This window comes from Pseudomonas nitroreducens NBRC 12694 (assembly GCF_002091755.1).
In the GTDB taxonomy this organism is placed as follows: domain Bacteria; phylum Pseudomonadota; class Gammaproteobacteria; order Pseudomonadales; family Pseudomonadaceae; genus Pseudomonas; species Pseudomonas nitroreducens.
This window is the reverse complement of the sequence record NZ_BDAI01000009.1, coordinates 63,590-88,082: the sequence shown is the minus strand read 5'-3', so window position 1 is coordinate 88,082 and position 24,493 is coordinate 63,590. Positions and strand designations below refer to the sequence as shown.

The window sequence follows — 24,493 nt, the reverse complement described above, 5'->3', positions numbered from 1 at the left end:
GGGCGGCATCAGCCGCCCCGCCGCATCTCGGCTAAGGTGACTGAACCCGTTCCGCGGATTCATCCATGGCCGACCCCCAAAGCTGGCGCCAGCGCCTCTACGTCATCATCTTCCAGTCCGACACGGTCGCCGGCCGGCGCTTCGACAGCGCGCTGCTGATCGTCATCCTCGCCAGCCTGCTGGTGGTGGTCCTCGACAGCGTCGACGAGATCAGCAACGCCTACGGCGGCCTGCTCAGCGACATCGAGTGGGTGATCAACGGCCTGTTCCTGATCGAATACCTGCTACGCCTGTACTGCTCGCCCAAGCCCCTGCGCTATGCCCTGAGCTTCTACGGGCTGGTCGACCTGCTGGCGGTGCTGCCGGGGGTGATCGCCATCTTCTACCCCAACGCCCAGTATCTGCTGGTGATCCGTATCGTGCGGGTGCTGCGCATCTTCCGCATCCTCAAGCTGCGCCAGTACCTGCGCCAGGCCGACTTCCTGCTCACCGCCCTGCGCGGCAGCCGGCAGAAGATCACGGTGTTCTTCGTCTCGGTGATGAGCCTGGTGACGGTGTTCGGCTCGCTGATGTACGTGGTCGAAGGCCCCGAGCACGGCTTCACCAGCATCCCCCGCGGCATCTACTGGGCCATCGTCACCCTGACCACCGTGGGCTTCGGCGACATCACTCCGAAGACGCCGCTGGGCCAGGCCATCGCCAGCCTGGTGATGCTCACCGGCTACTCGATCATCGCCGTGCCCACCGGCATCTTCAGCGCCGAACTGCACAACGCCATGCGCCAGGAGCGCCCGCCAGGGCAACTGGACAAGCCTTGCCCGGCCTGCGCCAAGGCCAGCCACGAGGCCGAAGCGGCGTTCTGCTCGCGCTGCGGCAACGCGCTGTTCCCAAGGGCGGATGACACCGCCAGGGGCTGACCCAGGTAACCGTTCGTCGCCCATCGCGGCATGAATTCACCCAGTCTCAACCCGTTGCCTGCGCCCCCTTCGTCACAAGCGCCATGGACGGACGCCATGGTGGCGTTCCGCAGTGTCGGTCGCCTTCCAGGCCCCGAGGTGAGCACATGCCCTTTCGACTCCATCCACTGATCCTCGCCATGACCGGTGCGCTGGCCAGCACCTCGCTGCTGGCCGCGCCGCAGGTGGCCGACAGCCGCATCAGCGCGGTGACCGTCTACACCGACCGCGCCATCGTCACCCGCACCGCCACCCTGCAGCTGCCCGCCGGCCAGCACGAGATCGCCCTGGAGCAGTTGCCCCTGCGCATCGATGACAACAGCCTGCAGGCCTCGCTCAGTGCCAGCGCCGCCGCGACCCTGCTCGACGTCAGCAGCGCGCCGCAGGTTTCACCGCCCTCCGAGGACAACCGCCTGCAACAGCTGGACGCGCAACTGCGCGACCTCGAACGGCAGGAGCGCGAGATCAGCGACCGCGGCAGCGTGCTGGAAAACCAGAAGCAGTTCCTCGCCGACATCCAGGCCAGCAGCACCAAGCCGGGCAAGAACCAGGCACTGCCGAGCATCGACGAACTGAAGAACCTGCTGCAGATGAGCGAAGGCAACCTGGGCCACATCCTCGACGAGCAGCGCAAGCTCGACCAGCAGGGCGAGGAACTGCAGCAACGCAAGCAGGAACTGGAGAACCAGCGCAGCCACCTGGCCGGTGACGGCACCCACTACAAGCGGGCCATCCTGCGCGTGGCGCTGGAGAAGCCGGCACAAGTCCAGCTGCAGCTCAGCTACACGCTCTACGATGCCTCCTGGCGCCCGGCCTACGACGCCCGCCTGCGCGACGGTGAGGACAAGATCGAGTTGACCTACCAGGGCATAGTCCGGCAGAGCAGCGGCGAGGACTGGACGGACGTCGACCTCACCCTGTCCACCGCTCGCCCCAACCTGGGCAGCAGCGTGCCGGCGCTGTCGCCATGGTTCGTCGACACCTTCGATCCACGCACGGTAATGCCCGCCCGCCCCGCTCCAGCACCGGCCGCACCGATGATGGCGATGGAAGCGAAGAAGGCCCAGCGCTTCGTCGCGGACGAACAGGCCGTGGCCGGTTCGCTGGCGGAAATGCCTGTCGCCGTCGCCGACGTCAGCGGTGCCACCACCAGCGCCTCCTTCCATATCCCGACCCGCGCCACGCTCAACAGCGATGGCAGCTCGCAGAAGGTTTCCATCGCCCAGTTCAAGCTGCCGGCGACCTTCCGCTACCTGGCCACGCCATCACTGCGCGAAGCCGCGTACCTGCAGGCCGATACCCGCAATACCAGCGACTACCCACTGTTGCCCGGGCCCCTCAACACCTACCTGGGCAATAGCTTCGTCGCCAGCGGCCAGTTGCGCGCGGTGATGCCGGGCGAGACCTTCGAACTGGCCCTGGGCGGCGACGAAGCGATGTCGATCAAGCGCAAGCTGGTCAACCGCTACACCGACTACACCGGCCTCACCGGCGGCCGCAAGCGCGTCACCTACGAGTTCCGCATCGACGCGCAGAACAACCACAAGACCGAGCAGCGCCTGCAGTTCAAGGACCAACTGCCGATCTCGCGCAACGAGCAGATCAAAGTCACGCTGCTGGAGCCCGAAGGCCAGGAGGCCAGGCGCGAAGACGACGGCAAGCTGCTGTGGGACTGGCAGCTGAAACCGGGCGAGAAACGCAGTACCACCCTCAAGTTCAGCGTCGAGTATACCAAGGAGCTGGAAGTCAGCGGGCTGGAATGACGACTGCCGGAGCAGCCCTTGCCCGGCCGGCCTGCTAGGCTGCCGGGCAACTTTCCTCTTCGTGGCATGCGCAACAGCGCGGCGCGGGAAACGGCTCGCCGCATAAGCAAATAGCCTTTAAGTATTTAATTGCCATATAACCTGTCGGCATAATCGACGCCCAACAACACTGCCAAAAGGAACTGCTCGTGAAACGTCTGTTCAGCGCCTCGCTGCTGGCCGCCGGCCTTGCCCTGGCCTCCGCCGCCCAGGCCGCCCAGCCCCTGCTCAACGTCTCCTACGACGTGATGCGCGACTTCTACAAGGACTACAACGCCGCCTTCCAGAAACACTGGCAGGCCGAAAAAGGCGAGAAGATCACCATCCAGATGTCCCATGGCGGTTCCAGCAAGCAGGCCCGCGCCGTGATCGACGGCCTGCCGGCCGACGTCATCACCATGAACCAGGCCACCGACATCGACGCCCTGGCCGACAATGGCGGCCTGGTGCCGAAGGACTGGGCGACCCGCCTGCCGAACAACAGCGCGCCTTTCACCTCCGCCACCGTGTTCATCGTGCGCAAGGGCAACCCGAAGGGCCTGAAGGACTGGGACGATCTGGTGAAGCCGGGTATCCAGGTCGTGGTGCCGAACCCGAAGACCTCGGGCAACGGCCGCTACACCTACCTCTCTGCCTGGGGCTACGCGCAGAAGCACGGCGCCGATGAAGCCAAGGCCAAGGAATTCGTCGCCCAGCTGTTCAAGAACGTCCCGGTGCTGGACACCGGCGGCCGCGCAGCGACCACCACCTTCATGCAGAACCAGATCGGCGACGTGCTGGTGACCTTCGAGAACGAAGCCGAGATGATCGCCCGCGAGTTCGGCCGTGGCGGCTTCGAAGTGGTCTACCCGAGCGTCTCCGCCGAAGCCGAGCCGCCGGTGGCGGTGGTCGACAAGGTGGTCGACAAGAAAGGCACCCGCGCCGAAGCCGAGGCCTACCTGAAGTACCTGTGGTCCGACGAAGGCCAGACCATCGCGGCGAACAACTACCTGCGCCCGCGCAACCCGGAAGTACTGGCCAAGTTCTCCGACCGCTTCCCGAAGGTGGACTTCTTCTCCGTGGTGAAGACCTTCGGCGACTGGCGCACCGTGCAGAAGACGCACTTCGCCGACGGCGGCGTGTTCGACCAGATCTATACCCCGAACTGATCCATCGGGACGCCAAAGACAAAAGCCGGAGCTGCCCAGCAGCTCCGGCTTTTTTCATGCTCCGTTCATGCAACAGTGTGCCGGATGCCCCGGTTATCCCTTCCAGCCGGTCTCACGCAATGCCGCCAGCAAGCGCTCCCCGCTCAGCGCCGGCACCAGCACGCCGTCGTCGGTGCGCATGTCCTTGCCGGCCAGCAGCACGTTGACGATGGCCTCCTCCACCGCTTCCGCCGCGGCGGCGAACAGTGGCGAGATGTGGTCGTTGTTGACCATCTCCAGCGCCGTGGCGAACGGCAGGTTCTTGCGCCCGTAGTCCGCCGGCGGCAGGTCGCGGTTGCCGGTGGCGAAGGCAAGGAAGATGTCGCCGCTGGAATCGTCGGTCCCGCCACCAGTCCGGGCGATCCCCAGCGAGGCGCGTTGCGCCAGGCGCTGGCACTGGTGCGGCAGCAACGGCGCATCGGTGGCCAGGATCACCACGATGGAGCCCATGCCCGGCGTGCCCTGTTCGGCGAAGGGCGACGGCAGGTCGCCCAGCTGGCGGCCGACCGGGTAGCCGTCCACCCGCAGCTCACGGCGCTGGCCATGGTTGGCCTGCACCAGTGCGCCCACGGTCCAGCCGCCCTGCTCCGCCGGCAGCTTGCGCGAGGCCGTGCCGATACCGCCCTTGAACTCGTGGCAGATCATCCCCGTGCCGCCACCCACCGGGCCTTCCCGCACCGGGCCGGACTCGGCCGCGGCCAACGCCTCGCGCACCTGCTCGGCGCCCACATGCTGGCCCCAGATGTCGTTGAGCAGCCCATCGTAGGTTTCCATCACCACCGGCATGCACCAGTAGATGGACGGGTCGGCCAACTCGGCATGCTCGGCGGCGATCAGCGCATCGCGCACCACGCCCACACTGTGGGTATTGGTGATGGCGATGGGCGTGGTCAGCAGGCCCGCCTCGCGAATCCACTCCAGCCCCGTGGCGTCGCCATTGCCATTGAGCACATGGCAGCCGGCAAAACAGGGTTGCTGGCGGGCCACCCCCTCGCGCGGCTGGACCACCGTGACCCCGGTGCGTACGGCGCGACCATCGCGCTCGCCGATCAGGGTGCTGTGGCCAACGCGGATGCCGGGAACGTCGGTGATGGCGTTGAACTCGCCGGGCGTGCCCAGGCCGAGGGTGATGCCGAGTTGACGAGCGCGCATGCTGTCTCCTTGGTTGTCGAGCAGGGTTTCAGAGCTTCTGGAAGGCCGGGCTGAGCTTGCCGTAGGTGCTGTAGAGAATCACCGACACGGCCAGTATCCCGACAATGATCATGATGTCCCGCGAGGACGCGTCCATCAGCAGGTTGAGCAACAGGTAGCCGGCGCCGACCACGGCCAGCATCGCCGGCAACGGCCACAGCGGCATGCGGTACGGGTGCTCGCGGTCGCGGCGCAGCACGCGGCTGAACAGCGCGCAGAGCGCCACCACCAGGTAGACCATCACCAGCAGCAGCACGGTGAAGGAGGTCAGCTCCTCCAGGTTCGAGCTGAAGCTCAGCGCCGCCGAGGGCACCCCGAGGAACAGCGTGGCGATCCACGGCGACTCCCAGCGCGGATGGATGCGGGTGAAGGCGCGGTTCATCAGCGGCGTCCACAGCTCGTCGCGGCCGCTGCTGAAGATCACCCGGCCGACCTGGATGACGATGGCGACTATGGCGTTGAACACCGAGAGGAAGATGCCGGCGCTGACCAGCCGCGACAGCGTTTCGTTGCCGTGGGCGGTGAGCAGGTAGCCGACCGGGTCGGGGCTGGCGATCATATCTTTCAGCGAAGGCGCGCCCAGCAGCAGCGCGGTCAGCGGGACGATCTCGATCGCCACCACCAGCACCAGCGACCAGATCACCGCACGGTGTACGTTGCGGCCGCCGCACTTCATGTCCTCGGCCAGCAGCACCGCGCCGCCGAAGCCGTTGTAGGAGAACAGCGCGGTACCCACGGCGCCGACCACCAGCGCCCAGGGCGCGGCGGCCAGTATCCCGCCGTCGATGTGCTGCGGCTGCACCAGCACGCTCACCGGCTGGCTGACATGGCCGAAGCCGAGCACCACGATCACCAGCAGCGCCGCCACTTCGCAGAGCAGGAACACGCCAGTGATCCAGGCGTTCACGCGGATATTCAGGATGCCCAGCACGTAGCTGGCGGCGACTATCACCAGGGCCACGGTCTGGGTGTCGAAGTTCGTCCCCAGGGCGTTGTTGAGATAGGTCGCCGCCCCCGTCGCCAGTACCGGCGGGATGAACAGCAGCGAGACCAGTACGGTAAGGAAGGTGGCGTAGCCGGCGAGCCCGCCGAACACGCGCTTGGCGTAGACATACTCGCCGCCGGCGGAGCTGTGGGCCCGGCCCAGCTCGGCATAACACCAGGCGAACATCAGGGCCAGGAACCCGGCGAAGACGAACGCCAGGAAGGCCCCGCTGCCGGCCTGCTGGATGGCAAAGGGAGCGATGACGAAAACGGAGCTGGCGGGGGTGACCGCCGAGACGGTGATGGCGACTACGTCGAGCACGCCCAGGCTGGGCTTGAGCGCGCTCGCTGGCGCAGGGGAAGCGCTCATATCGTTGTTTCCTCGTGTTGTTATTGGTGGCTGAGGCAGGAACGAAGACCTTGATGCGCCCTCTGAGCGGGGCGCTGCGTGGGGTGCAGTCTGGGCATGGCGAGGGGGACGGCCAATCACCATTTGGGGTTACGCCCCCTTGACGGCGACGGGTTAAAAGGAGGAAACCGTGGGCCGACTCCTCCGCCCCTCTCAGAGAATCCCCTCGGATGCACAACCTGTTCCGCGAAGTCGGCATGCACGCCAACCTTGGTCGCGCCATCGAGCAGATCGGCCAGCCGCGCTTCTGGAAGCAACTGGTCCTGCTGCTGCACCAGTGGTTGCCGTTCGATAACGCCCTGGCGATGTTCTACCCGGCCAGCGGCACTCCGGTGGCGCTGGAGGAATACGATGCCGAGCCCACCGCCGGCCCAGCCGCCATGGCCATCTACCTGGACGGTCTCTACCAGCTCGACCCGTTCTACCAGGCCTGCCGCGAGGGCGTGCCCAGCGGGTTGTACCGGCTGGAGGAAATCTCCCCGGACCAGTTCCGCCAGAGCGAGTACTTCCTCAGCTACTTCCACGACAACGTGCTGGAGGACGAGGTGCAGTTCATCCTGCAGTTGCCCGGCCAGGGCGCGCTGTCGCTGTCACTGGGTATGCGCCGGCTGTTCGATGGCGAGCAGACCGGCCTGCTGGCGATGCTCTGCCCCTGGGTGCTGGCCTTGATGCAGCAGCACTGGCAGCAACGCAGCCAGCGCCTGCTGCCGGGCGCCGGCGACGGCGTGGCAGTGCAGGTACGTGACGCCCTGAGCCACTTCGGCGCGGGTGTGCTCTCCGAACGCGAACTGGAGATCGCCCGGCTGATCCTGCGGGGTTACTCCTCCAAGGCCATGGCCGAGCGCCTGGCGATCTCCCCGGAGACCATCAAGGTCCACCGCCGCCACCTCTACAACAAGCTCGACATCTCCTCGCAGCCGGAGCTGTTCTCGCTGTTCCTGCAGTCGCTGGGGCACGATCCGCAGAACCCCTGAGCGAACCTTGAACACCCGCCGCCATCCGCGCGGCTGATGCCGCACCATTCGCGCGTGCCGGGACACCCCGCTGGCGCTGCACGGACACTACCGCGTGCCCGTCAGGCTTCTAGACTGGATCGGTGCCATCCAGACACGCCACGACAATCACAAGAGAGCACAGCCTGATGAACGCACGCGCCAACTTCACCCACATGGAAGACGGCACCGCCGAGGACTGGGCGATCATCGCCAAGGACTTCGGCCAGTACGCCGCGCTTCTGCCCGACCGGATCATGACCCACCTGCGCCTGCTCGACGGCGACTTCGGCGGCTTTCCGGTGGACCGCCTGACCCACTCGCTGCAGACCGCCACCCTGGCCCACCGCGACGGCCGCGACGAGGAGTACGTGGTCTGCGCCCTGCTCCACGACATCGGCGACACCCTCGGCTCGTTCAACCACGCCGACATCGCCGCGGCCATCCTCAAGCCGTTCGTCAGCGAGGAGAACCTGTGGATGATCGAGAAGCACGCGATCTTCCAGGGCTACTACTTCTTCCATCACCTGGGCCTGGACCGGCACCTGCGCGAGCAGTTCAAGGACCACCCGCAGTTCGAGCGGACCATCGAATTCTGCGCGCGCTACGACGCCGCCGCCTTCGATCCGGACGGCGAAGTGCTGCCCCTGGAGTTCTTCGACCCCATGCTGCGCCGGGTCTTCGCCCAGCCGCGCCGCTCGATCTACCAGAAGCCCGACGGCAGCATGGCCTGAGGGTCCCGAAGCGACCGGCGGTCCGCGACGAGCAGTCGCTAGCCGCCGCTGGCTCCGGGGTAGCGCATGGAATAAGATTCCCAAAATTCAGACGCGTAATTGGCCACAAGCCCACACGCATTAGGGAAGTTTCCTGCGCATGAAGCCTAACGTTCTCGAGCGATCCAGTAGTCCGCTCTCCCCCACTCCTCTGCGCGAATACCATTCCCGCGTGCTGGCCTATATCGCCATCGCCGCGACCATCACCGCCGGCACCTTCGCCAAGTACTTCGGCTACGACATCCTCTGGATGATCCCGTACGCCCTGCTCTACCCGCACCTGGCCCAGCAGGTCAGCCGCCGCTTCAAGCGCGACAACCCGCAGCGTACCCGCCTGGTGCTGCTGTTCATCGACGCCCTGCACGCCGGTATCGCCACCACGCTGCTGGGGTTCTCCGAGGTACCCAGCCTGATGCTGGTGCTGATCCTTTCCTTCTCGGCACTGATCATCGGCGGCCTTCGCTCGCTGGGGCTGGCGCTGCTGGTGGGGCTGAGCGCCTCGGTGCTGTCTGCGGCGCTGATCACTCCGGGCTACAAGGGCGCGACCCCCGCCATCGTTTCGCTGGTCAGCGTGCTGTTCTCGACCCTGTACATCTGCATCACCGCCTTCTTCGTGCACCAGCAGGGCCTGCGCCTGGCCCAGGCCCGCTCGGACATCACCCTGGAGCAGGAAAAGGCCGCGCGCCTGGCCAGCAACCTGGCCAAGTACCTGTCGCCGCAGGTGTGGGAATCGATCTTCAGCGGCAAGCGCACGGTGCGCCTGGAAACCCAGCGCAAGAAGCTCACGGTGTTCTTCTCCGACATCAAGGGCTTCACCGAGCTGTCCGAGGAACTGGAAGCCGAAGCCCTCACCGACATGCTCAACAACTACCTCAACGAGATGTCGAAGATCGCCCTGAAGTACGGCGGCACCATCGACAAGTTCGTCGGCGACTGCGTGATGGTGTTCTTCGGCGACCCGGCTACCCAGGGCGCGAAGAAGGACGCCGTGGCCGCCGTGTCCATGGCGGTGGCCATGCGCAAGCACATGAAGGTCATGCGCCAGCAGTGGCGCGCCCAGGGCATCACCAAGCCGCTGGAAGTGCGCATGGGCCTGAATACCGGCTACTGCACCGTGGGCAACTTCGGCGCCGACACGCGCATGGACTACACCATCATCGGCCGCGAAGTGAACCTCGCCAGCCGCCTGGAAAGCGCCGCCGAAGCCGGCGAGATCCTCATCAGCCACGAGACCTACTCGCTGGTCAAAGACGTGCTGATGTGCCGCGACAAGGGGCAGATCGCCGTGAAGGGCTTCAGCAAGCCGGTGCAGATCTACCAGGTGGTCGACTTCCGCCGCGACCTGGGCTCCAACCCCAGCTTCGTCGAGCACGAGGTGCCGGGCTTCTCCATGTACCTGGACACCAACAACGTGCAGAACTACGACAAGGAACGGGTCATCCAGGCGCTGCAGCAGGCGGCGGAGAAGCTCAAGGACAAGATCATTCTCTGATTCCTTTCCGCTTCTTCAGCGCATGCTTCTGCGTGCGCCTTTCTCGTTGATGCACACCCTCGCCGCTGGCGGCCGGCCAATCGCGAGCGGAGTCCGCTCCCATGCGCGCCGGGCGCTCCCTGGAATGTTGCAAGGCTGACGACGCCCCGTCCTGGCTGCACACGCCCGCAGCCACTGTAGGAGCGAGCTTGCTCGCGAACCCGCCCACCTCCAAAGCTGCCGGGAAACCGTTCGCGAGCAAGCTCGCTCCTACAAAACGCGCGCCGCCACCAACCACTCGCCCATAAAAAAGCCCGCTCAATCGAGCGGGCTGGAAAGGCTCCGGTGCTTCACGTTCACCGGGCCGAATTGCTCTTTGAAAAGCGCGTCAGGACGGCTGCAGCTCCGCGGAGTTGCCCGGGCCGGCGGCCAGTTCTGCGGACAGGGTCTTCTCGTCCAGCTGCTTGCACCACTTGGCGACCACGATGGTGGCCACGCCATTGCCGACCAGGTTGGTCAGCGCGCGGGCTTCGGACATGAAGCGGTCGATGCCCAGGATCAGCGCCAGGCCCGCCACCGGCAGGTGGCCAACGGCGGACAGGGTGGCAGCCAGCACGATGAAGCCCGAACCGGTGACCCCGGCGGCGCCCTTGGAGGCGATCAGCAGCACGACCAGCAGGGTCAGCTGGTGGGTGATGTCCATCGGGGTGTCGGTGGCCTGGGCGATGAACACGGCGGCCATGGTCAGGTAGATCGAGGTGCCGTCCAGGTTGAACGAGTAGCCGGTCGGGATCACCAGGCCGACGACGCTCTTGTCGGCGCCCAGTTTCTCCATCTTGGCGATCATGCGCGGCAGGGCCGATTCGGAGGACGAGGTGCCCAGCACGATCAGCAGTTCTTCGCGGATGTAGGAGATGAAGCGCAGGATGCTGAAACCGTGGGCGCGGGCGATGCCGCCCAGCACGATCAGCACGAACAGCAGGCAGGTGACGTAGAAGCACAGCATCAGCTGGCCCAGCTGCACCAGCGAGCCGAGGCCGTAGGCACCGATGGTGAAGGCCATGGCACCGAAGGCACCGATGGGCGCGACCTTCATGATCACGTTGATGATGTTGAACATCACGTGGGTGATGCGATCGATGAACTCGAACACCGGCTTGCCGTAGTCACCCAGGCGGTGCAGCGCGTAGCCGAACAGCACGGAGAAGAACAGCACCTGGAGGATGTCACCGTTGGCGAAGGCGCCGACCACGGTGCTCGGGATGACGTTCATGAAGAAGTCGATGGTGCTCTGCTTCTCGCCCGAAGCGATGAAGCCGGTTAGCGCCGCGTTCTTGTTCATTTCGGCGGTCAGCGTGGCGACGTCGGCGTGCATGCCGGCGCCCGGCTGGACGACGTTGACCACGACCAGGCCAATGATCAGCGCGATGGTCGAAACGATTTCGAAGTACAGCAGCGCCATGCCACCCGTCTTCCCCACGGCCTTCATGCTCTGCATGCCGGCGATACCGGTAACCACGGTGCAGAAGATGATCGGCGCGATGGCCATCTTGATCAGTTTGACGAAGCCATCGCCCAGCGGCTTCATCAGTTTGGCGGTGTCGGGGTAGAAGTGGCCGAGTGCGATACCGATGGCGATGGCGATCAGTACCTGCACATACAGGCTTTTGTAGAAGGGTTGCTTGGTCATGGCAGCTCTGTCCTCTGGGCCTGCGCTCCGGGGGAGGCGCAAGACCGAACGCGTTATCTCCCTGCAATGGGAGAATTTGTTTTCAGGGCATGCCAGACGGCAGGCCTTGCTCGCCTATCGCAAGTGCTGTGCCAGACCTTTAGAAAATATGTAACCCCTTTAAATTCAACGACTTCCGTAAAAAGTCAGGGCACGGAAGGCGCCGAATCTGGCGGAAACCCGCCTCCTCGCTGGCGGGTTTCCCGCCCTCTGGCGGGTATCCGCCACGGCCTTCGTACCGTAGATTGTAGAACTCCGATCAGGTTCGATCGGGTTTGCCGCACTGTTCTTTCGGACATGCGGACAGAACAACAAGGACCGCTCATGCGTGAACGCACCATTGCCAGCCATTTCGTCCGCGCCGCCGTCCATGGCGCCCAGCGCAAGGGCCTCGACGTCCAGGCGCTGCTGCGCGACGCCGGCATCGTCCCGGCCATCCTCGACGAACCTCGCGCACGGATCGATCCCGAGCAGTTCAGCCGTCTGATGCAGACACTCTGGGAAGCGCTGGACGACGAATACATGGGTTTCGGCAGCCTGCCGAGCAAGCGCGGCACCTTCGCCATGATGTGCAACGCGATCATCCACTGCCGCACGCTGGAGAAGGCGCTGGGCCGCGGTTCGCTGTTCTACGGGTTGTTTCCCGAGGCGCCGCGGATCGAGCTGGTGCGCGACGGTGACCGCGCTCGGCTGACCCTGGACGAGACCCACCTGCGCGACCCGGACCACTTCCTTGCCGAGAGCCTGCTGCTGATCTGGCACCGTCTGGCCAGTTGGCTGATCGGCCAGCGTATCCGCCTGGAGGAAGCCACCTTCAGCTACCCGCCGCCCGAGCACCAGGCCGAGTACGACCTGCTGTTCCCCTGCCCTCGCCGCTTCGCCGCCGGCAGCACCAGCCTGCTGTTGCAGGCTCGCTACCTGGACATGCCGCTGCTGCAGGACGAGCGCACGCTCAAGCACTTCCTCAAGGACTCGCCCGCCGACCTGCTCGCCCGCCCCGACGGCGGCGACAGCCTGACCAGCCAGATCCGCCGCCTGCTCGGCCGCGACTGCCGCCGCTGGCCGGACCTGGAGCAGGTCGCTGCGCAACTGCACATGAGCCCGCAGACCCTGCGCCGCCATCTGCGCGAGGAAGGGCCAAACTTCCAGGAGTTGAAGGACCAGCTGCGCCGCGACCTGGCGATCTACTACCTGGGCCGCGACGAGCACTCCATTCAGGATATCGCCGACCAGCTCGGTTTCTCCGAGCCATCGGCGTTCCACCGGGCGTTCAAGAAATGGACGGGACTGACGCCGGGGGCTTATCGGGCACAGCAGGGGGAATGAGACGAAGGCACGATCTCGTCTGGGGGAGCGCGGTGCGATGAGTGTTCGCGCCGACTCTCGATCAACCCGGCAGGCGAATGCGGAAGCAAGCGCCGCCCAGCGCGGAATCCTCCAGCGCCAGCTCGCCGTCGTAGCTGTCGATGATGTCCTTGACCACCGCCGTGCCGATGCCCTGGCCGGGATGCTGGGTATCCAGGCGCTCGCCGCGCTTGAGGATGCGCTCGCGCTGGCTGGCGGGAACACCGGGGCCGTCGTCCTCGATGATCAGTTCGAACATTCGACCCTCCTTGCGCGCGCTGACCTTCACCGTGGTCAGGCACAGGCGATAGGCGTTCTCCAGCAGGTTGCCGAGCATCTCCAGCAGCGCGCCCTTTTCCAGCGGCAGGGCCAGGCCCGGCGGGATATCACGTTCGAGCTTCACGCGCTTGTCGTGGTAGACCTTGTCCAGCGCACCAGCGATGGTATCCAGCAGCGGATCGAGGGCCGCGCGGTGGCGAATCAGGCCACTCTTGCGCAGGGTCGCGCGCTGCAACTGGTAGCCGATCTGCTGGCTCATGCGCTCGATCTGGGTCTGCAGCACCTGCATCTGCTCGCGGTTCTGCGGCTGGTCGGCGAGGGTTTCGCTGACGCCCTGCAGCACCGCCAGCGGAGTCTTCAGGCTGTGAGCGAGGTCGCCCAGGGAATTGCGATAGCGCTCGCGCTGGGCGCGCTCGCTTTCCAGCAGGCGGTTGACCGAGTCGGTCAGACGCAGCATCTCGGCTGGATGGTCATCGCTCAGGCGTTCGCGATCACCGGCCTCGATCTGGTCCAGCTCCGAGCGCAGCCCGCGCATGGAGCGAAAGCCCCAGCCCAGGCCGAGCCAGAGCAGGCCCAGCAGCAACAGAAGCGCGCCGCCGAGCCAAAGGTAGAGCTGGTCGCGGAAGCCACTGACCAGTTCGCGGAATTCGCTCTCCGGCTGCATGGTGACGATGCTGTACGCAGCACGCTTGCCGCCGAGCAGGTCAATCTCCACGTCATAGACGAAGAACTCCTGGCCAGAGGCATCGCGGATGCGGGTGAACTCGTCGATCATGCCATCGTACTTGGGTGAGTAGTCGACGCTCTCGTCCTGGGCCGAGGTGGAACGCCAGACCAGCTTGCCGGACTGGTCATAGATGAAGCCCAGCAACTTGGATTCGGGAAGGTTGAAGTCCTCCACCGGCAGATGGTCGGGCATGCTCAGGACTTCGCCTTCGATACGCGCCGAGGACACCAGGGTCGCCACGTCCGCCGCCAGGCGTTGCTGGATGGCATTCTCCAGGGCGATGCTGAATGCCCGCTGGAGCGCCGGCAGCAACGCGGCCATGAACAGCACGGCGAGAATCGCCGCACCGATCATCAGGCGCAGGCGCAGCGAGCGGATCATTTACACAGCTCGTTGAAGATGTAGCCCTGGCCGCGCACGGTATCGATCGGTTTGAAGCCCGCTGCGCTCTCCAGCTTGCGGCGCAGGCGCCCGACCAGTACCTCGATGACGTTCGGGTCGCGCTCGTCGTCGTCCGGGTAGAGCTGCTCGATCAGGCGCTCCTTGGCGACCACCTGCTGATGATGGCGCATGAGGTATTCGAGGATGCGGTACTCGAAGGCAGTCAACTGCAGCGACTCACCGTTGACCAGCGCCTGCTTGCGGTTGATGTCCAGCACCAGCGGGCCGGCCTCGATGCTCGACTGGGCGAAGCCGCTGGAGCGGCGCAGCAGCGCGTTCAGGCGGGCCTCGAGTTCTTCGAACTGGAAGGGCTTGACCACGTAGTCGTCGGCGCCGGCGGCCAGGCCTTCGACCTTGTCCTGCCAGTTGCCGCGAGCGGTGAGGATGAGGATGGGGAAGGTCTTGCCTTGGCTGCGGAATTCGCGGATCAGGTCCAGCCCGCTCATACCGGGCAGCCCAAGGTCGATCATCGCCAGGTCGTGATGGTATTCGGCGGCGCGGTACAGCGCCTCTTCGGCATTGGCGACCGCATCGACCACATGGCCTTGCTCGCCGAGCCGGGTGTACAGGTGATGGCGCAACAGCGCCTCGTCTTCCACCACCAGCAGTTTCATGCGCGTGCTCCCTGAGTCAGGCAACCGGGCCACGCGAGGCCCGGTTGCGGTACCGGTCAGAACTTGTAGTTGGCGCCCAGGTAGAACTGGGAGCTGCTGTGCAGGTCAAGGGATCCCACCTTGCTGCCACCGTGCGGGCTCATTTCGGTACTCGCGTTGGTACGCAGGTAACGGTAGCCGCCTTCCACGGATGCGTTCTTGCCGAGTTCCTGGAGGATACCGGCTTGGGCGCCGATGGCGTAACCCACGTCACTGTCGCGGCTGTAGCCCTTGGAGTCCTGCTCCAGCTTGACCAGGCCGGCGGTGCCGCCGCCGAACAGCTTGGTGCCCTGGTCGCCCAGCGGCAGGAAGGCGTCGTAGCTGCCGAGCAGGTTCTGCTGGCGCAGCTTCAGGCCGTTCTCGGTGTCGGAGACGTTTTCATAGGTGACGTAGTAGCGGCCCTGCTCCATCTGCTGGCCGGCGCGCACGCCCCAGGTGCCACTGTTGTTGATCACGCTGTCGAACTTGGGATTGTTCAGGTTGCGATTCAGCGCATCGGATTTCTGGATGTTGTTGCTGGTTTCGCCCCAGGTCATGCCGACGAAGGTGTCGGCGGCGTTGGCGGCAGTAGCGGCGACACTGGCACCGAGGATGGCGCTGGCGAGGGCGATTTTCTTCATGGCTTTCATGGGGATTCTCCCGTCAGAGGTCAGTAATGGGTTGACGGGGAAAAGATTACGAGGAGGGCTCTGAACGGAACCTGTCAGAGCGCTGAACCATCGCTGAACGAAAGCGCTGTATGAAAAAAGAATAACGCTCGTAGGCTTTTGCCCACACACAGCGCAGGGACTAGGCTCATTCCCAGTCGTTGGCGGGAGGCTGACCAAATGACTGAAGAGACCGGACCCGGCACGGATAAAGGCAAGGAAACCCGGCTGTTCCTGTTCCTCGTGATCTGCCTGTTCCCTCTGCTGTCCGTGGCCATTGTCGGTGGCTACGGCTTTATCGTCTGGATGGTCCAGCTGGTGGCGGGGCCGCCCGGCCCGCCGACGTAGAGGTGCCACGATGCTCGCCCGACGCGCCCTGCTGCGGCGCCTGGGCGGTGCGCCTGAAGTACGTCGCCCGCCATGGACCGCCACCGCCAGCGAATTTCTCGAAGGCTGCACACGCTGCAATGCCTGCATCGACGCTTGCCCCGAACAGGTGTTGCGCATCGGCGACGGCGGCTATCCGCAGCTGGACTTCACCAACGCCGGCTGCAGCCTGTGCGGTGCCTGCGCGCGCGCCTGCGAAGCCGAGGTGTTCGACCTGAGCCGCGAGGCGTTTCCCTGGCGCGCGCAGATCGACGACCACTGCCTGGCCCGCGCCGGCATCCACTGCCGCAGCTGCGACGATGCCTGCGAACCACGCGCCATCCGCTTCCGCCCGCAACTCGGCGGCCCCTCCCTGCCTACCCTCGACCCGACCCTGTGCACCGGCTGCGGCGCCTGCGTCTCGCCCTGCCCCGGCAACGCCATCCACCTGAACCGTGAGGCCCACCATGCCTGAGACCCAGATGCCCGAGAGCATCCAGATCGCCAGCCTGATCGTGCACACGCGCCCCGAGCTGCTCGAAGCGGTGAAGGCCAACCTGCTGCGCCTGCCGAACCTGGAAGTCCATCAGCAGAGCGCCCAGGGAAAGCTGGTCGTGCTGCTCGAAGCCGAGCATGAGGCAAGCATCCTCGACAACCTCAATGCCATCCAGAACCTGCCCGGCGTTCTCAACGCGGTGCTGATCTACCACGAAGTCGTCGAGTCGCCGGAAGCCCTGCAGAGAGAACCCCAACCCGAGCTGGCCCAGGCCGGAGGTGCACGATGAACCTGACCCGCCGCCAGTTCGCCAAGGCCAACGCCGCCGCCATTGCCGCGGCCGCCGCCGGCCTGCCGATCCTGAGCTCCGCCAGCAACCTGGTCACCGAGGCGGACATGACCCGCCTGGACTGGAACAAGGCGCCATGCCGCTTCTGCGGCACCGGCTGCAGCGTGATGGTCGCCACCCGCGACAACAAGGTGGTCGCCACCCACGGCGACATCAAGGCCGAGGTCAACCGCGGGATCAACTGCGTGAAGGGCTACTTCCTGTCCAAGATCATGTACGGCAGCGATCGCCTGACCCGGCCACTGCTGCGCATGAAGGATGGCAAGTTCGACAAGCAGGGCGAGTTCCAGCCGATCAGCTGGGACGCCGCCTTCGACATCATGGCCGAGAAGTTCAAGGCCGCACTCAAGGCCAAGGGCCCCACCTCGGTGGGCATGTTCGGCTCCGGGCAATGGACGGTCTGGGAAGGCTACGCCGCCAACAAGCTGTTCAAGGCCGGCCTGCGCAGCAACAACATCGACCCCAACGCGCGGCACTGCATGGCCTCGGCGGTGATGGGCTTCATGCGCAGCTTCGGCATGGACGAGCCGATGGGCTGCTACGACGACATCGAGGCCACCGACACCTTCGTGCTCTGGGGCTCGAACATGGCCGAGATGCACCCGGTGCTCTGGTCGCGGGTCACCGACCGCCGCCTGAGCGCAGGGCAGGTCAAGGTGGCCGTGCTGTCGACCTTCGAGCATCGCAGCTTCGACCTGGCCGACATCCCCATGGTGTTCAAGCCGCAGACCGACCTGTACATCCTCAACTACATCGCCAACCACATCATCGAAAGCGGCGCCGTGAACCGCGACTTCGTCGACAAGCACACCCGCTTCGCCCATGGCGCCGAGGACATCGGCTACGGCCTGCGCCCGGATAACCCGCTGGAGAAGAAGGCGAAGAACGCGGACAAGGCCAACACCTGGAGCGACATCGGCTTCGATGAATTCGCCGCCTTCGTCAAACCCTACACCCTGGAGCGCACTGCCAAGGAAACCGGTGTGCCGGCCGAGCGCCTGAAGGCCCTGGCCGAGCTGTACGCCGACCCGAAACGCAAGGTGGTGTCGTTCTGGACCATGGGCTTCAACCAGCACACCCGCGGGGTCTGGGCGAACAACCTGATCTACAACATCCACCTGCTCACCGGGAAGATCAGCGAGCCGGGCAACAGCCCCTTTTCGCTCACCGGCCAACCCTCGGCCTGCGGCACCGCGCGCGAGGTCGGCACCTTCGCCCACCGCCTGCCGGCGGACCTGGTGGTAACCAACCCGAAACACCGCGAAACCGCCGAGAAAATCTGGAAAGTGCCCGCCGGCACCATCCAGGAAAAGATCGGCTTCCACGCCGTACAGCAGAGCCGGATGCTCAAGGACGGCGTGCTCAACGTCTACTGGACCCAGGTCTGCAACAACATGCACGCCGGGCCGAACATCATGCAGGAGGTGCTACCGGGCTGGCGCAACCCGGAAAACTTCGTGATCGTCTCCGACGTCTACCCCACCGTTTCGGCACAGGCGGCGGACCTGATCCTGCCCAGCGCCATGTGGGTGGAGAAGGAAGGTGCTTACGGCAATGCCGAGCGCCGCACGCAGTTCTGGCACCAGTTGGTGAAGGCACCGGGCGAGGCGAAATCCGATCTCTGGCAGCTGGTGGAGTTCTCCAAGCGCTTCACCACCGACGAGGTCTGGCCCGCCGAGCTGCTGGCGAAGGCGCCGCAACTCAAGGGCAAGACGCTCTACGAGGTGCTGTACAAGAACGGCCAGGTGGACGCGTACGACAACGACGAGATCACCAAGGGCTTCGAGAACGACGAGGCCAAGGCCTTCGGCTTCTACATCCAGAAGGGGCTGTTCGAGGAGTACGCCAGCTTCGGCCGTGGCCACGGTCACGACCTCGCGCCCTTCGACGCCTATCACGAGGCGCGCGGCCTGCGCTGGCCGGTGGTCGACGGCAAGGAGACCCGCTGGCGCTACCGCGAGGGCTACGACCCCTACGTCACCGCCGGCAGCGGCGTACAGTTCTACGGCTACCCGGACAAGAAGGCGATCATCTTCGCCCTGCCCTACGAGCCGCCGGCCGAGGCCCCGGACAAGGAATATCCCTTCTGGCTCTCCACCGGCCGCGTGCTCGAACACTGGCACACCGGTTCGATGACCCAGCGCGTGCCGGAGCTCTACAAGGCCGTGCCCGACGCCGTGGTGTACATGCACCCCGACGATGCGCGTGACCTGAAGATGCGCCGGGGCAGCGAGGTGAAGGTGATCAGCCGGCGCGGCGAGATCCGCGCGCGCATCGAGACCCGCGGGCGCAACAAGCCGCCGCAGGGACTGGTGTTCGTGCCTTTCTTCGATGCCAACAAGCTGATCAACAAGGTCACGCTGGACGCCACCGACCCGATCTCCAAGCAGACCGACTACAAGAAATGCGCGGTGCGCATCGAACTGGTCAGCCTGGCCTGAGGAACGCGCGATGAAACCGATACTGCCCGTCCTGCTCCTGCTGCTCTTCGCCCTTCCGGCGCTGGCTGCCGACGTCAACTACCCGCTGGACGCCCCGGCCCCGGATGGCCGCCGCCCCGGCGGCACCATCGCCGAAGACCGCCCGGCGCCACCGCTCGCTGCCGATGAGAACAAGGACATCCGCCGCGAACGCGCCTATCCGGAACAGCCGCCGACCATCCCCCATACCATCGCCGGCTACCGCATCGACACCAACTCCAACAAATGCCTGTCATGCCACAGCCGCGCCAACAGCGCGCGGGTGCAGGCGCCGATGATCAGCATCACCCACTACATGGATCGCGACGGCCAGGCGCTGGCGGCCGTGGCGCCCCGGAGATACTTCTGCGTGCAGTGCCACGTGCCGCAGAAGGACGTGCAACCGCTGGTGGGCAACACCTTCGAGGATATCGACAAGATCCTCCAGCGCGACGCGGCCGCCGGGAAGTCCGCCAGCAACGACGATGGCACATCCACCGGCAACCCCTGAGGAGGCGCCATGAAAGCACTATTCGCCTGGCTCAAGGGTTACTGGGTCGTCCTGCGCCGGCCCAGCGTGCATTACAGCCTGGGCTTCCTGACACTGGCCGGGTTCATCGCCGGGATCATCTTCTGGGGCGGCTTCAACACCGCGCTGGAGGCCACCAACTCCGAGCAGTTCTGCACCTCATGCCACGAGATGCGCGACAACGTCTTTGCCGAACTCAAGGACACCATCCACTACACCAACCGTTCCGGTGTGCGCGCCACCTGCCCGGACTGCCACGTGCCGCACAAGTGGACCGACAAGATCGCCCGCAAGATGCAGGCGTCCAAGGAGGTCTGGGGCAAGATCTTCGGCACCATCAACACGCGGGAGAAGTTCCTCGACCATCGCCGCGAACTGGCCGAACACGAATGGGCACGCCTGAAGGCCAACGACTCACTGGAATGCCGCAACTGCCACAACTTCCAGTTCATGGACTTCACCCGCCAGAGCCAGCGCGCCCGGCAGATGCACTCCACCGCCCTGGCCTCGGGCGAGGCCACGTGCATCGATTGCCACAAGGGCATCGCCCACCACCTGCCGGACATGACGGGGGTGAAGGGCTGGGATTAAGCCTTGCCTGACGCCCGATCACGGACAACGCTCGCTCCCACCTGGGCCTGCTCTCCCGTGGGGAGCGGACTCCGGCGACACCGAACCCATCTCCGCCACAAACGAAAAGCCCCGGCCAGTGCCGGGGCTTCACTTGAGTCAGAAGGGATCAATCAACCGCCCTTCAGCGCCTTCAGAATCTTTTGCCCTGCACGCCCATCTGCCGGCGTCAGGCCCAGCTTGTTCTGCTCCTGCTGGATCGCCTTGCGCGTCAGGTCGCCGATCATTCCATCCGCCTGGCCGATGTCGTAACCCCGCTGGATCAACAACTCCTGCAACTCCTTGCGCTGTGCCCGGCTCAGCCCCGGATCGTCGGTCGGCCAGGCGGTGCGCAAACCGGGCTCGCCGCGCAGGCGATCCGACAGCAGGGCGATGGCCAGCGCATAGCTTTCCGCCGCGTTGTAGGAATAGATCGCGTCGTAGTTGCGCAGGACCAGGAAGGCCGGCCCGTTGGCGCCGGCCGGCAGCAGGATGGCGGCCTTCGAGTCGATGCTCGGAATCGGCTGGCCGTCGATGCGCTTCACGCCACGGCTGGTCCAGTCGGACAGCGCCCGGCGCTTGGTGCGCCCGGCCAGCGAGGCATCGAAGCCCGCCGGCAGTTTCACCTCGTAGCCCCAGGGCTGTCCTTCGCGCCAGCCAGCCTTGCGCAGGTAATTGGCAGTGGACGCCAGCGCGTCGGCGGTGCTGCCCACCAGATCGCGGTGGCCGTCGCCGTCGAAGTCCTCGGCGATGCGCGCATAGGTCGACGGCATGAACTGCGTCTGGCCAAAGGCGCCAGCCCAGGAACCAGTGATGCCGCTGTCACGGATATCGCCCTGCTGCAGCAGCTTCAGAGTGGCAATGAACTCGCCCTGGAAGAACGACTGTCGCCGCCCGTAGCAGGACAGCGTGGACAACGACACCAGCAGCGGGCGCTTACCGGTGATGCGCCCGTAATCGCTTTCCACTCCCCACACCGCGACCACAGTCGCCGGGTCGACCTGATAGCGCGCGGCGACCTTGCGCAGCAGGTCGGCGTGCTCGGCCATGCGCGCCTTGCCGTCGGCGACGCGCTGGTCGTCCACCAGCCCGGCCAGGTAGTCCCAGATCGGCGTGGTGAACTCCGGTTGCGCATCGAGCAGTGGCAGCACGGTCATGTCCGGCTGCAAGCCCTGGGTGAACTGCGCAAAACTGGCAGCGCTGACGCCCTTGGCCTGGGCAGCGCCCTGCAGGCGGTTCAGGCAGGAACCGAAATCGTCGCCCGTCGCAGCCTGCGCCAGTGCCGCCGGCAGCAGCAGGGACAAGGCCAGGGAAGCGCGACGCGCGATGGAGGAAGTCTTCATTGGTGTCGAATGCTCAGATCGGTGAAGGTAGCGCGCCCGCCCTCGCTGGCGGGCCCGCGATTGTCCTGCAGGTAGAGGCCTGCCTTGAAGTACAGGCCCTGATAGGCCCATTTCGTATCCAGTTGCTGACTGACCTGGCCATCCTGGACCTGCACGCTCAGCACCCCGCTGCTGGACACGCCCAGCCGGTAGGTAAAGGTATCGCCCAGGGGGATGCCGTCATAGACGGTATAGGTGCGCGTGGTCATGTCATCCGGCCTATCGCGAACCAGCGCCTGTACCCGCGCCTTGTCCAGGCGCTGCTGGTAGACCAGCTTGACCAGCGGCAGGGCCTCGGCGCTGCCGCTGCCATTGCTGTGGATCTGCCCGATCACCATGCGCCGGCTGGACGGCACGGCCTCCACGCGCAGGGTGGCGACCATCTGGTTCTCCGCCAACGGGTAGCGCCAGGTCACCAGGCGGCCGTCCGGCCTGGTCTCGCGCAATTCGGTGCGGGGATATTCGCTGCCGCTGGTGTGAGCGCCGTTCACCGGCACCCAGAACTCCACGCCATCGGCGCTGCGGCGAAAATACGGGCTCTCGTAGTCACGGCCGAGTTTCGCCGTGGAAATGGTCGCGGCCGGGCCGCGTTGGGGAATGGTCAGATTCCAGGTGCTCAGGTCCAACATCGGCCTATCGCTTCGCGGGTCAGGACATGGGCGCAAGGGTAGACGAGGCTGCCGGACTTTTCACTGGTCCGGGCGTCTATCGTCCAGCCGGCAACCGCGCCCTTGAGCGGCTGCGCGTACGATACACGGGCGTTTTCCGCGTCAGCGGCTATCTTCAATGTTCCCCGCTCAGGAGTCTCGCCATGCGCCTGCTCACCGCCCTGCTGCTGTTCGCCTTCGCGGCCAGCGCTTCCGCCGCGATCAAGACCCAGGAAATTCCCTACGAATCCACTGACGGCACGAAGATGATCGGCTACTTCGCCTATGACGACGCCAAATCAGGCATTCGCCCCGGTGTCATCGTCGTCCATGAGTTCTGGGGACTGAACGACTACGCCAAGCGCCGCGCCCGCGATCTCGCCGCACTGGGCTACAGCGCACTGGCCATCGATATGTACGGCAACGGCAAGCACACCGACCACCCGAACGACGCCAAGGCCTTCATGGCCGAAGCGCTGAAGAATGCCGAGGCCGCCAAGGCACGCTTCCAGGCCGGGCTGGAACTGCTGAAGAAGCAGCCGCAGACCGACCCGAGCAAGATCGCCGCGATCGGCTACTGCTTCGGTGGCAAGGTGGTGCTGGACATGGCCCGCGCCGGCCTGCCGCTGGCCGGCGTGGCCAGCTTCCACGGCGTGCTGGCGACCCAGACGCCGGCGCAACCGGGGGCGATCAAGGCAAAGATCCTGGTCGAACATGGCGGCGCCGACACCCTGGTGCCGGCCGAGAGCGTCGCAGCCTTCAAGGCCGAGATGGACAACGCCAAGGCCGACTACAAGCTGGTGGTCCAGCCCGGCGCCAAGCACAGCTTCACCAGCCCGGACGCCGACAAGCACAAGGGCCATGGCCTGGACGTGGGCTACGACAAGACTGCCGACCAGAAGTCCTGGGCGGACCTGCAGGCCTTCTTCAAGGAAATCTTCGACGTGAAGCCCGGGGGCGCGTAAAAACGCCGGGCAATAAAAAACGGGAGCCCATTCGGGCTCCCGCACTCAATCAAGTGTAAAGGTCGGAGCCCACCGTGGCGGCACTCCAACAACAACCTCACCTGCGTCCCCTTGGGAACGCGGGGCGCAGTGTGTCAAAGCTTGTCGGATGAATCCGTACGCCTTTGGTGAAGGTTTGCAAACGAATGTAAGTGCCGCGTGACTGGTGGGCCACGTTCTGGCGCGGCAGAATGTTCCCATGACCGCCCTTCCCGACTTCTGCACCCCACTCGACGCCGACTGGCCGCTACCCACCCTTCTGGACGGCTGCCAGATCCGCAGCACCCGTTTCGACCGTCAGCGTCTGCAGGCCGGGGACTTCGCGCTGAGCCGCGTCGAGGCGCCGGCCAATATCCAGCGCTCCGTTGCCAAGCGTCAGGCCGAGTACCTGGCCGGGCGAATCTGCGCCCGTGAAGCGTTGCTGGCCGCAGGCAGCGCGGCCTGGGTGCCCGGTACGGATGAAGAGCGAGCGCCGGTCTGGCCGGCAGGCTTCTGTGGCTCGATCACCCATGGCGACGGCTGGGCCGCGGCAATAGTCGCCCGTGACAGCCACTGGCGCGGGCTCGGACTGGACGTGGAAAACCGCCTGGAAACCACGCGAGCGGAGCGACTGGCCGCGGAAATCCTGACGCCCGACGAACTGGCGCGCCTCGACCCGCAGCAGGCGGCACTGCAGGTCACCCTCACCTTTTCCCTCAAGGAGAGCCTGTTCAAGGCGCTCTTCCCGCTGGTGCGCAAGCGTTTCTACTTCGAGCACGCCGAGCTGCTGAGCTGGTCCGCCGGTGGCCACGCACGTCTACGCTTGCTCACCGACCTGTCCGAGGAGTGGCACCATGGCCAGGAGATCGATGGGCAGTTCAGCCTGTTCGATGGCCGTTTGTTGAGCCTGGTAGCGATTCCTTCGGTCAAGGGCAGCAGCCAATCGGTCCGGCACGGCGCCAACCTGTAGGAGCGCGCCATGCGCAGGATCGCTGGCATGGCTCGCTTGTCCCTATGAAATAGGCCCGGGCTTGGCCCTCCCCTGAAGGGAGAGGGAAATCCCAAGCACGAACTTTCGCAGACAGGTA

General features: G+C 65.5%; 23 protein-coding genes. 15 read left to right on the top strand and 8 right to left on the bottom strand.

The features are described from left to right. The first annotated feature begins 65 nt into the window (after positions 1-65). The 3 genes from PNI01S_RS20865 (at position 66) to PNI01S_RS20855 (ending at position 3,906) form a co-directional block, all read left to right on the top strand. Positions 66-917 carry an ion transporter gene (locus PNI01S_RS20865; protein ID WP_084358938.1) on the top strand — a complete coding sequence of 284 codons (852 nt, stop codon included), beginning with the start codon at positions 66-68 and terminating at the stop codon, positions 915-917. 146 nt (positions 918-1,063) lie between these two features. Then, entirely contained in the window at positions 1,064-2,719 is a 1,656-nt protein-coding gene (locus PNI01S_RS20860; protein WP_275936783.1) for a mucoidy inhibitor MuiA family protein, read from the top strand. Positions 2,720-2,907: 188 nt separating this feature from the next. After that, complete coding sequence (locus PNI01S_RS20855; protein ID WP_024763142.1) at positions 2,908-3,906, top strand: sulfate ABC transporter substrate-binding protein; 999 nt, start codon at positions 2,908-2,910, stop codon at positions 3,904-3,906. Positions 3,907-3,999: 93 nt separating this feature from the next. Here the strand turns inward: PNI01S_RS20855 and PNI01S_RS20850 are convergent, their stop codons facing one another. Both PNI01S_RS20850 and PNI01S_RS20845 read right to left on the bottom strand, forming a co-directional pair. Next, complete coding sequence (locus PNI01S_RS20850) at positions 4,000-5,097, bottom strand: DmpA family aminopeptidase (protein WP_084358936.1); 1,098 nt, start codon at positions 5,095-5,097, stop codon at positions 4,000-4,002. A gap of 28 nt (positions 5,098-5,125) precedes the next feature. Beyond that, positions 5,126-6,490, bottom strand: coding sequence for an APC family permease (locus PNI01S_RS20845; RefSeq protein WP_038803426.1), 1,365 nt, complete (start codon positions 6,488-6,490; stop codon positions 5,126-5,128). Between the two features lie 209 nt (positions 6,491-6,699). On the opposite strand from PNI01S_RS20845, the gene PNI01S_RS20840 reads away from it, so the two are divergent. The 3 genes from PNI01S_RS20840 to PNI01S_RS20830 all read left to right on the top strand — a co-directional run bounded on the left by PNI01S_RS20840 (position 6,700) and on the right by PNI01S_RS20830 (position 9,786). Then, positions 6,700-7,503, top strand: a complete 804-nt coding sequence (locus PNI01S_RS20840) for a helix-turn-helix transcriptional regulator (RefSeq protein WP_084358935.1) — start codon at positions 6,700-6,702, stop codon at positions 7,501-7,503. Between the two features lie 167 nt (positions 7,504-7,670). Then, positions 7,671-8,255: an HD domain-containing protein gene (locus PNI01S_RS20835; RefSeq protein WP_084358934.1), complete on the top strand. Its 585-nt coding sequence runs from the start codon at positions 7,671-7,673 to the stop codon at positions 8,253-8,255. A 139-nt stretch (positions 8,256-8,394) separates the two neighbouring features. Then, positions 8,395-9,786, top strand: a complete 1,392-nt coding sequence (locus PNI01S_RS20830) for an adenylate/guanylate cyclase domain-containing protein (RefSeq protein WP_038803425.1) — start codon at positions 8,395-8,397, stop codon at positions 9,784-9,786. A 367-nt stretch (positions 9,787-10,153) separates the two neighbouring features. Here PNI01S_RS20830 and PNI01S_RS20825 read toward each other — a convergent pair whose 3' ends face one another. Beyond that, the gene (locus PNI01S_RS20825; protein ID WP_024763138.1) at positions 10,154-11,455 is read right to left on the bottom strand and encodes a dicarboxylate/amino acid:cation symporter; all 1,302 of its coding nucleotides are present in this window, start codon (positions 11,453-11,455) and stop codon (positions 10,154-10,156) included. A 363-nt stretch (positions 11,456-11,818) separates the two neighbouring features. Here PNI01S_RS20825 and PNI01S_RS20820 point away from each other — a divergent pair, with 363 nt between their 5' ends. Then, a complete protein-coding gene (locus PNI01S_RS20820) occupies positions 11,819-12,820 on the top strand; it encodes an AraC family transcriptional regulator (protein WP_084358933.1) in 1,002 nt (333 codons plus the stop codon). A 61-nt stretch (positions 12,821-12,881) separates the two neighbouring features. On the opposite strand, the gene PNI01S_RS20815 is transcribed toward PNI01S_RS20820, so the two are convergent. From PNI01S_RS20815 to PNI01S_RS20805, 3 genes are read right to left on the bottom strand one after another with little or no spacing between them, the layout of a single operon-like run. Further along, positions 12,882-14,225 (bottom strand): ATP-binding protein, encoded by a 1,344-nt coding sequence (locus PNI01S_RS20815; protein ID WP_024763136.1) that lies wholly within the window; start codon positions 14,223-14,225, stop codon positions 12,882-12,884. Beyond that, positions 14,222-14,899 (bottom strand): response regulator, encoded by a 678-nt coding sequence (locus PNI01S_RS20810; RefSeq protein ID WP_037009287.1) that lies wholly within the window; start codon positions 14,897-14,899, stop codon positions 14,222-14,224. Before PNI01S_RS20810 ends, PNI01S_RS20815 begins: the two co-directional genes overlap by 4 nt. Positions 14,900-14,955: 56 nt before the next feature. Then, entirely contained in the window at positions 14,956-15,567 is a 612-nt protein-coding gene (locus PNI01S_RS20805) for an outer membrane beta-barrel protein (protein WP_024763135.1), read from the bottom strand. 198 nt (positions 15,568-15,765) lie between these two features. Here PNI01S_RS20805 and napE point away from each other — a divergent pair, with 198 nt between their 5' ends. The 6 genes from napE to PNI01S_RS20775 are packed head-to-tail and all read left to right on the top strand — an operon-like array spanning position 15,766 to position 20,375. Beyond that, positions 15,766-15,933, top strand: coding sequence for a periplasmic nitrate reductase, NapE protein (napE, locus tag PNI01S_RS20800; protein WP_024763134.1), 168 nt, complete (start codon positions 15,766-15,768; stop codon positions 15,931-15,933). Positions 15,934-15,943: 10 nt separating this feature from the next. Further along, entirely contained in the window at positions 15,944-16,426 is a 483-nt protein-coding gene (napF, locus tag PNI01S_RS20795) for a ferredoxin-type protein NapF (RefSeq protein ID WP_084358932.1), read from the top strand. Positions 16,427-16,433: 7 nt separating this feature from the next. Next, the gene (locus PNI01S_RS20790) at positions 16,434-16,736 is read left to right on the top strand and encodes a chaperone NapD (RefSeq protein WP_054910886.1); all 303 of its coding nucleotides are present in this window, start codon (positions 16,434-16,436) and stop codon (positions 16,734-16,736) included. After that, positions 16,733-19,237 (top strand): nitrate reductase catalytic subunit NapA, encoded by a 2,505-nt coding sequence (gene napA, locus PNI01S_RS20785; RefSeq protein ID WP_065086421.1) that lies wholly within the window; start codon positions 16,733-16,735, stop codon positions 19,235-19,237. The genes PNI01S_RS20790 and napA overlap by 4 nt, the downstream gene beginning before the upstream one ends. Positions 19,238-19,247: 10 nt before the next feature. Further along, positions 19,248-19,766, top strand: a complete 519-nt coding sequence (locus tag PNI01S_RS20780) for a nitrate reductase cytochrome c-type subunit (protein WP_084358931.1) — start codon at positions 19,248-19,250, stop codon at positions 19,764-19,766. Between the two features lie 9 nt (positions 19,767-19,775). After that, positions 19,776-20,375, top strand: coding sequence for a cytochrome c3 family protein (locus PNI01S_RS20775; protein ID WP_024763129.1), 600 nt, complete (start codon positions 19,776-19,778; stop codon positions 20,373-20,375). Between the two features lie 152 nt (positions 20,376-20,527). Here the strand turns inward: PNI01S_RS20775 and PNI01S_RS20770 are convergent, their stop codons facing one another. Further along, entirely contained in the window at positions 20,528-21,736 is a 1,209-nt protein-coding gene (locus tag PNI01S_RS20770; RefSeq protein ID WP_089285870.1) for a lytic murein transglycosylase, read from the bottom strand. After that, positions 21,733-22,404, bottom strand: a complete 672-nt coding sequence (locus PNI01S_RS20765) for a polysaccharide lyase family 7 protein (RefSeq protein ID WP_084358930.1) — start codon at positions 22,402-22,404, stop codon at positions 21,733-21,735. Before PNI01S_RS20765 ends, PNI01S_RS20770 begins: the two co-directional genes overlap by 4 nt. Before the next feature lie 182 nt (positions 22,405-22,586). Here PNI01S_RS20765 and PNI01S_RS20760 point away from each other — a divergent pair, with 182 nt between their 5' ends. Further along, on the top strand, positions 22,587-23,387 hold the full coding sequence (locus tag PNI01S_RS20760) for a dienelactone hydrolase family protein (RefSeq protein WP_084358929.1): 801 nt from the start codon (positions 22,587-22,589) through the stop codon (positions 23,385-23,387). A gap of 238 nt (positions 23,388-23,625) precedes the next feature. Then, positions 23,626-24,375 carry a 4'-phosphopantetheinyl transferase family protein gene (locus tag PNI01S_RS20755; protein WP_084358928.1) on the top strand — a complete coding sequence of 250 codons (750 nt, stop codon included), beginning with the start codon at positions 23,626-23,628 and terminating at the stop codon, positions 24,373-24,375. Positions 24,376-24,493 lie beyond the last annotated feature (118 nt).

Coding starts and splice junctions, on each gene's coding strand:
- PNI01S_RS20865 (WP_084358938.1), top strand. CDS start 66: ATGGCCGACCCCCAAAGCTGGCGCCAGCGCCTCTACGTCATCATCTTC.
- PNI01S_RS20860 (WP_275936783.1), top strand. CDS start 1,064: ATGCCCTTTCGACTCCATCCACTGATCCTCGCCATGACCGGTGCGCTG.
- PNI01S_RS20850 (WP_084358936.1), bottom strand. CDS start 5,097: ATGCGCGCTCGTCAACTCGGCATCACCCTCGGCCTGGGCACGCCCGGC.
- PNI01S_RS20845 (WP_038803426.1), bottom strand. CDS start 6,490: ATGAGCGCTTCCCCTGCGCCAGCGAGCGCGCTCAAGCCCAGCCTGGGC.
- PNI01S_RS20840 (WP_084358935.1), top strand. CDS start 6,700: ATGCACAACCTGTTCCGCGAAGTCGGCATGCACGCCAACCTTGGTCGC.
- PNI01S_RS20835 (WP_084358934.1), top strand. CDS start 7,671: ATGAACGCACGCGCCAACTTCACCCACATGGAAGACGGCACCGCCGAG.
- PNI01S_RS20830 (WP_038803425.1), top strand. CDS start 8,395: ATGAAGCCTAACGTTCTCGAGCGATCCAGTAGTCCGCTCTCCCCCACT.
- PNI01S_RS20825 (WP_024763138.1), bottom strand. CDS start 11,455: ATGACCAAGCAACCCTTCTACAAAAGCCTGTATGTGCAGGTACTGATC.
- PNI01S_RS20820 (WP_084358933.1), top strand. CDS start 11,819: ATGCGTGAACGCACCATTGCCAGCCATTTCGTCCGCGCCGCCGTCCAT.
- PNI01S_RS20815 (WP_024763136.1), bottom strand. CDS start 14,225: ATGATCCGCTCGCTGCGCCTGCGCCTGATGATCGGTGCGGCGATTCTC.
- PNI01S_RS20810 (WP_037009287.1), bottom strand. CDS start 14,899: ATGAAACTGCTGGTGGTGGAAGACGAGGCGCTGTTGCGCCATCACCTG.
- PNI01S_RS20805 (WP_024763135.1), bottom strand. CDS start 15,567: ATGAAAGCCATGAAGAAAATCGCCCTCGCCAGCGCCATCCTCGGTGCC.
- napE (WP_024763134.1), top strand. CDS start 15,766: ATGACTGAAGAGACCGGACCCGGCACGGATAAAGGCAAGGAAACCCGG.
- napF (WP_084358932.1), top strand. CDS start 15,944: ATGCTCGCCCGACGCGCCCTGCTGCGGCGCCTGGGCGGTGCGCCTGAA.
- PNI01S_RS20790 (WP_054910886.1), top strand. CDS start 16,434: ATGCCCGAGAGCATCCAGATCGCCAGCCTGATCGTGCACACGCGCCCC.
- napA (WP_065086421.1), top strand. CDS start 16,733: ATGAACCTGACCCGCCGCCAGTTCGCCAAGGCCAACGCCGCCGCCATT.
- PNI01S_RS20780 (WP_084358931.1), top strand. CDS start 19,248: ATGAAACCGATACTGCCCGTCCTGCTCCTGCTGCTCTTCGCCCTTCCG.
- PNI01S_RS20775 (WP_024763129.1), top strand. CDS start 19,776: ATGAAAGCACTATTCGCCTGGCTCAAGGGTTACTGGGTCGTCCTGCGC.
- PNI01S_RS20770 (WP_089285870.1), bottom strand. CDS start 21,736: ATGAAGACTTCCTCCATCGCGCGTCGCGCTTCCCTGGCCTTGTCCCTG.
- PNI01S_RS20765 (WP_084358930.1), bottom strand. CDS start 22,404: ATGTTGGACCTGAGCACCTGGAATCTGACCATTCCCCAACGCGGCCCG.
- PNI01S_RS20760 (WP_084358929.1), top strand. CDS start 22,587: ATGCGCCTGCTCACCGCCCTGCTGCTGTTCGCCTTCGCGGCCAGCGCT.
- PNI01S_RS20755 (WP_084358928.1), top strand. CDS start 23,626: ATGACCGCCCTTCCCGACTTCTGCACCCCACTCGACGCCGACTGGCCG.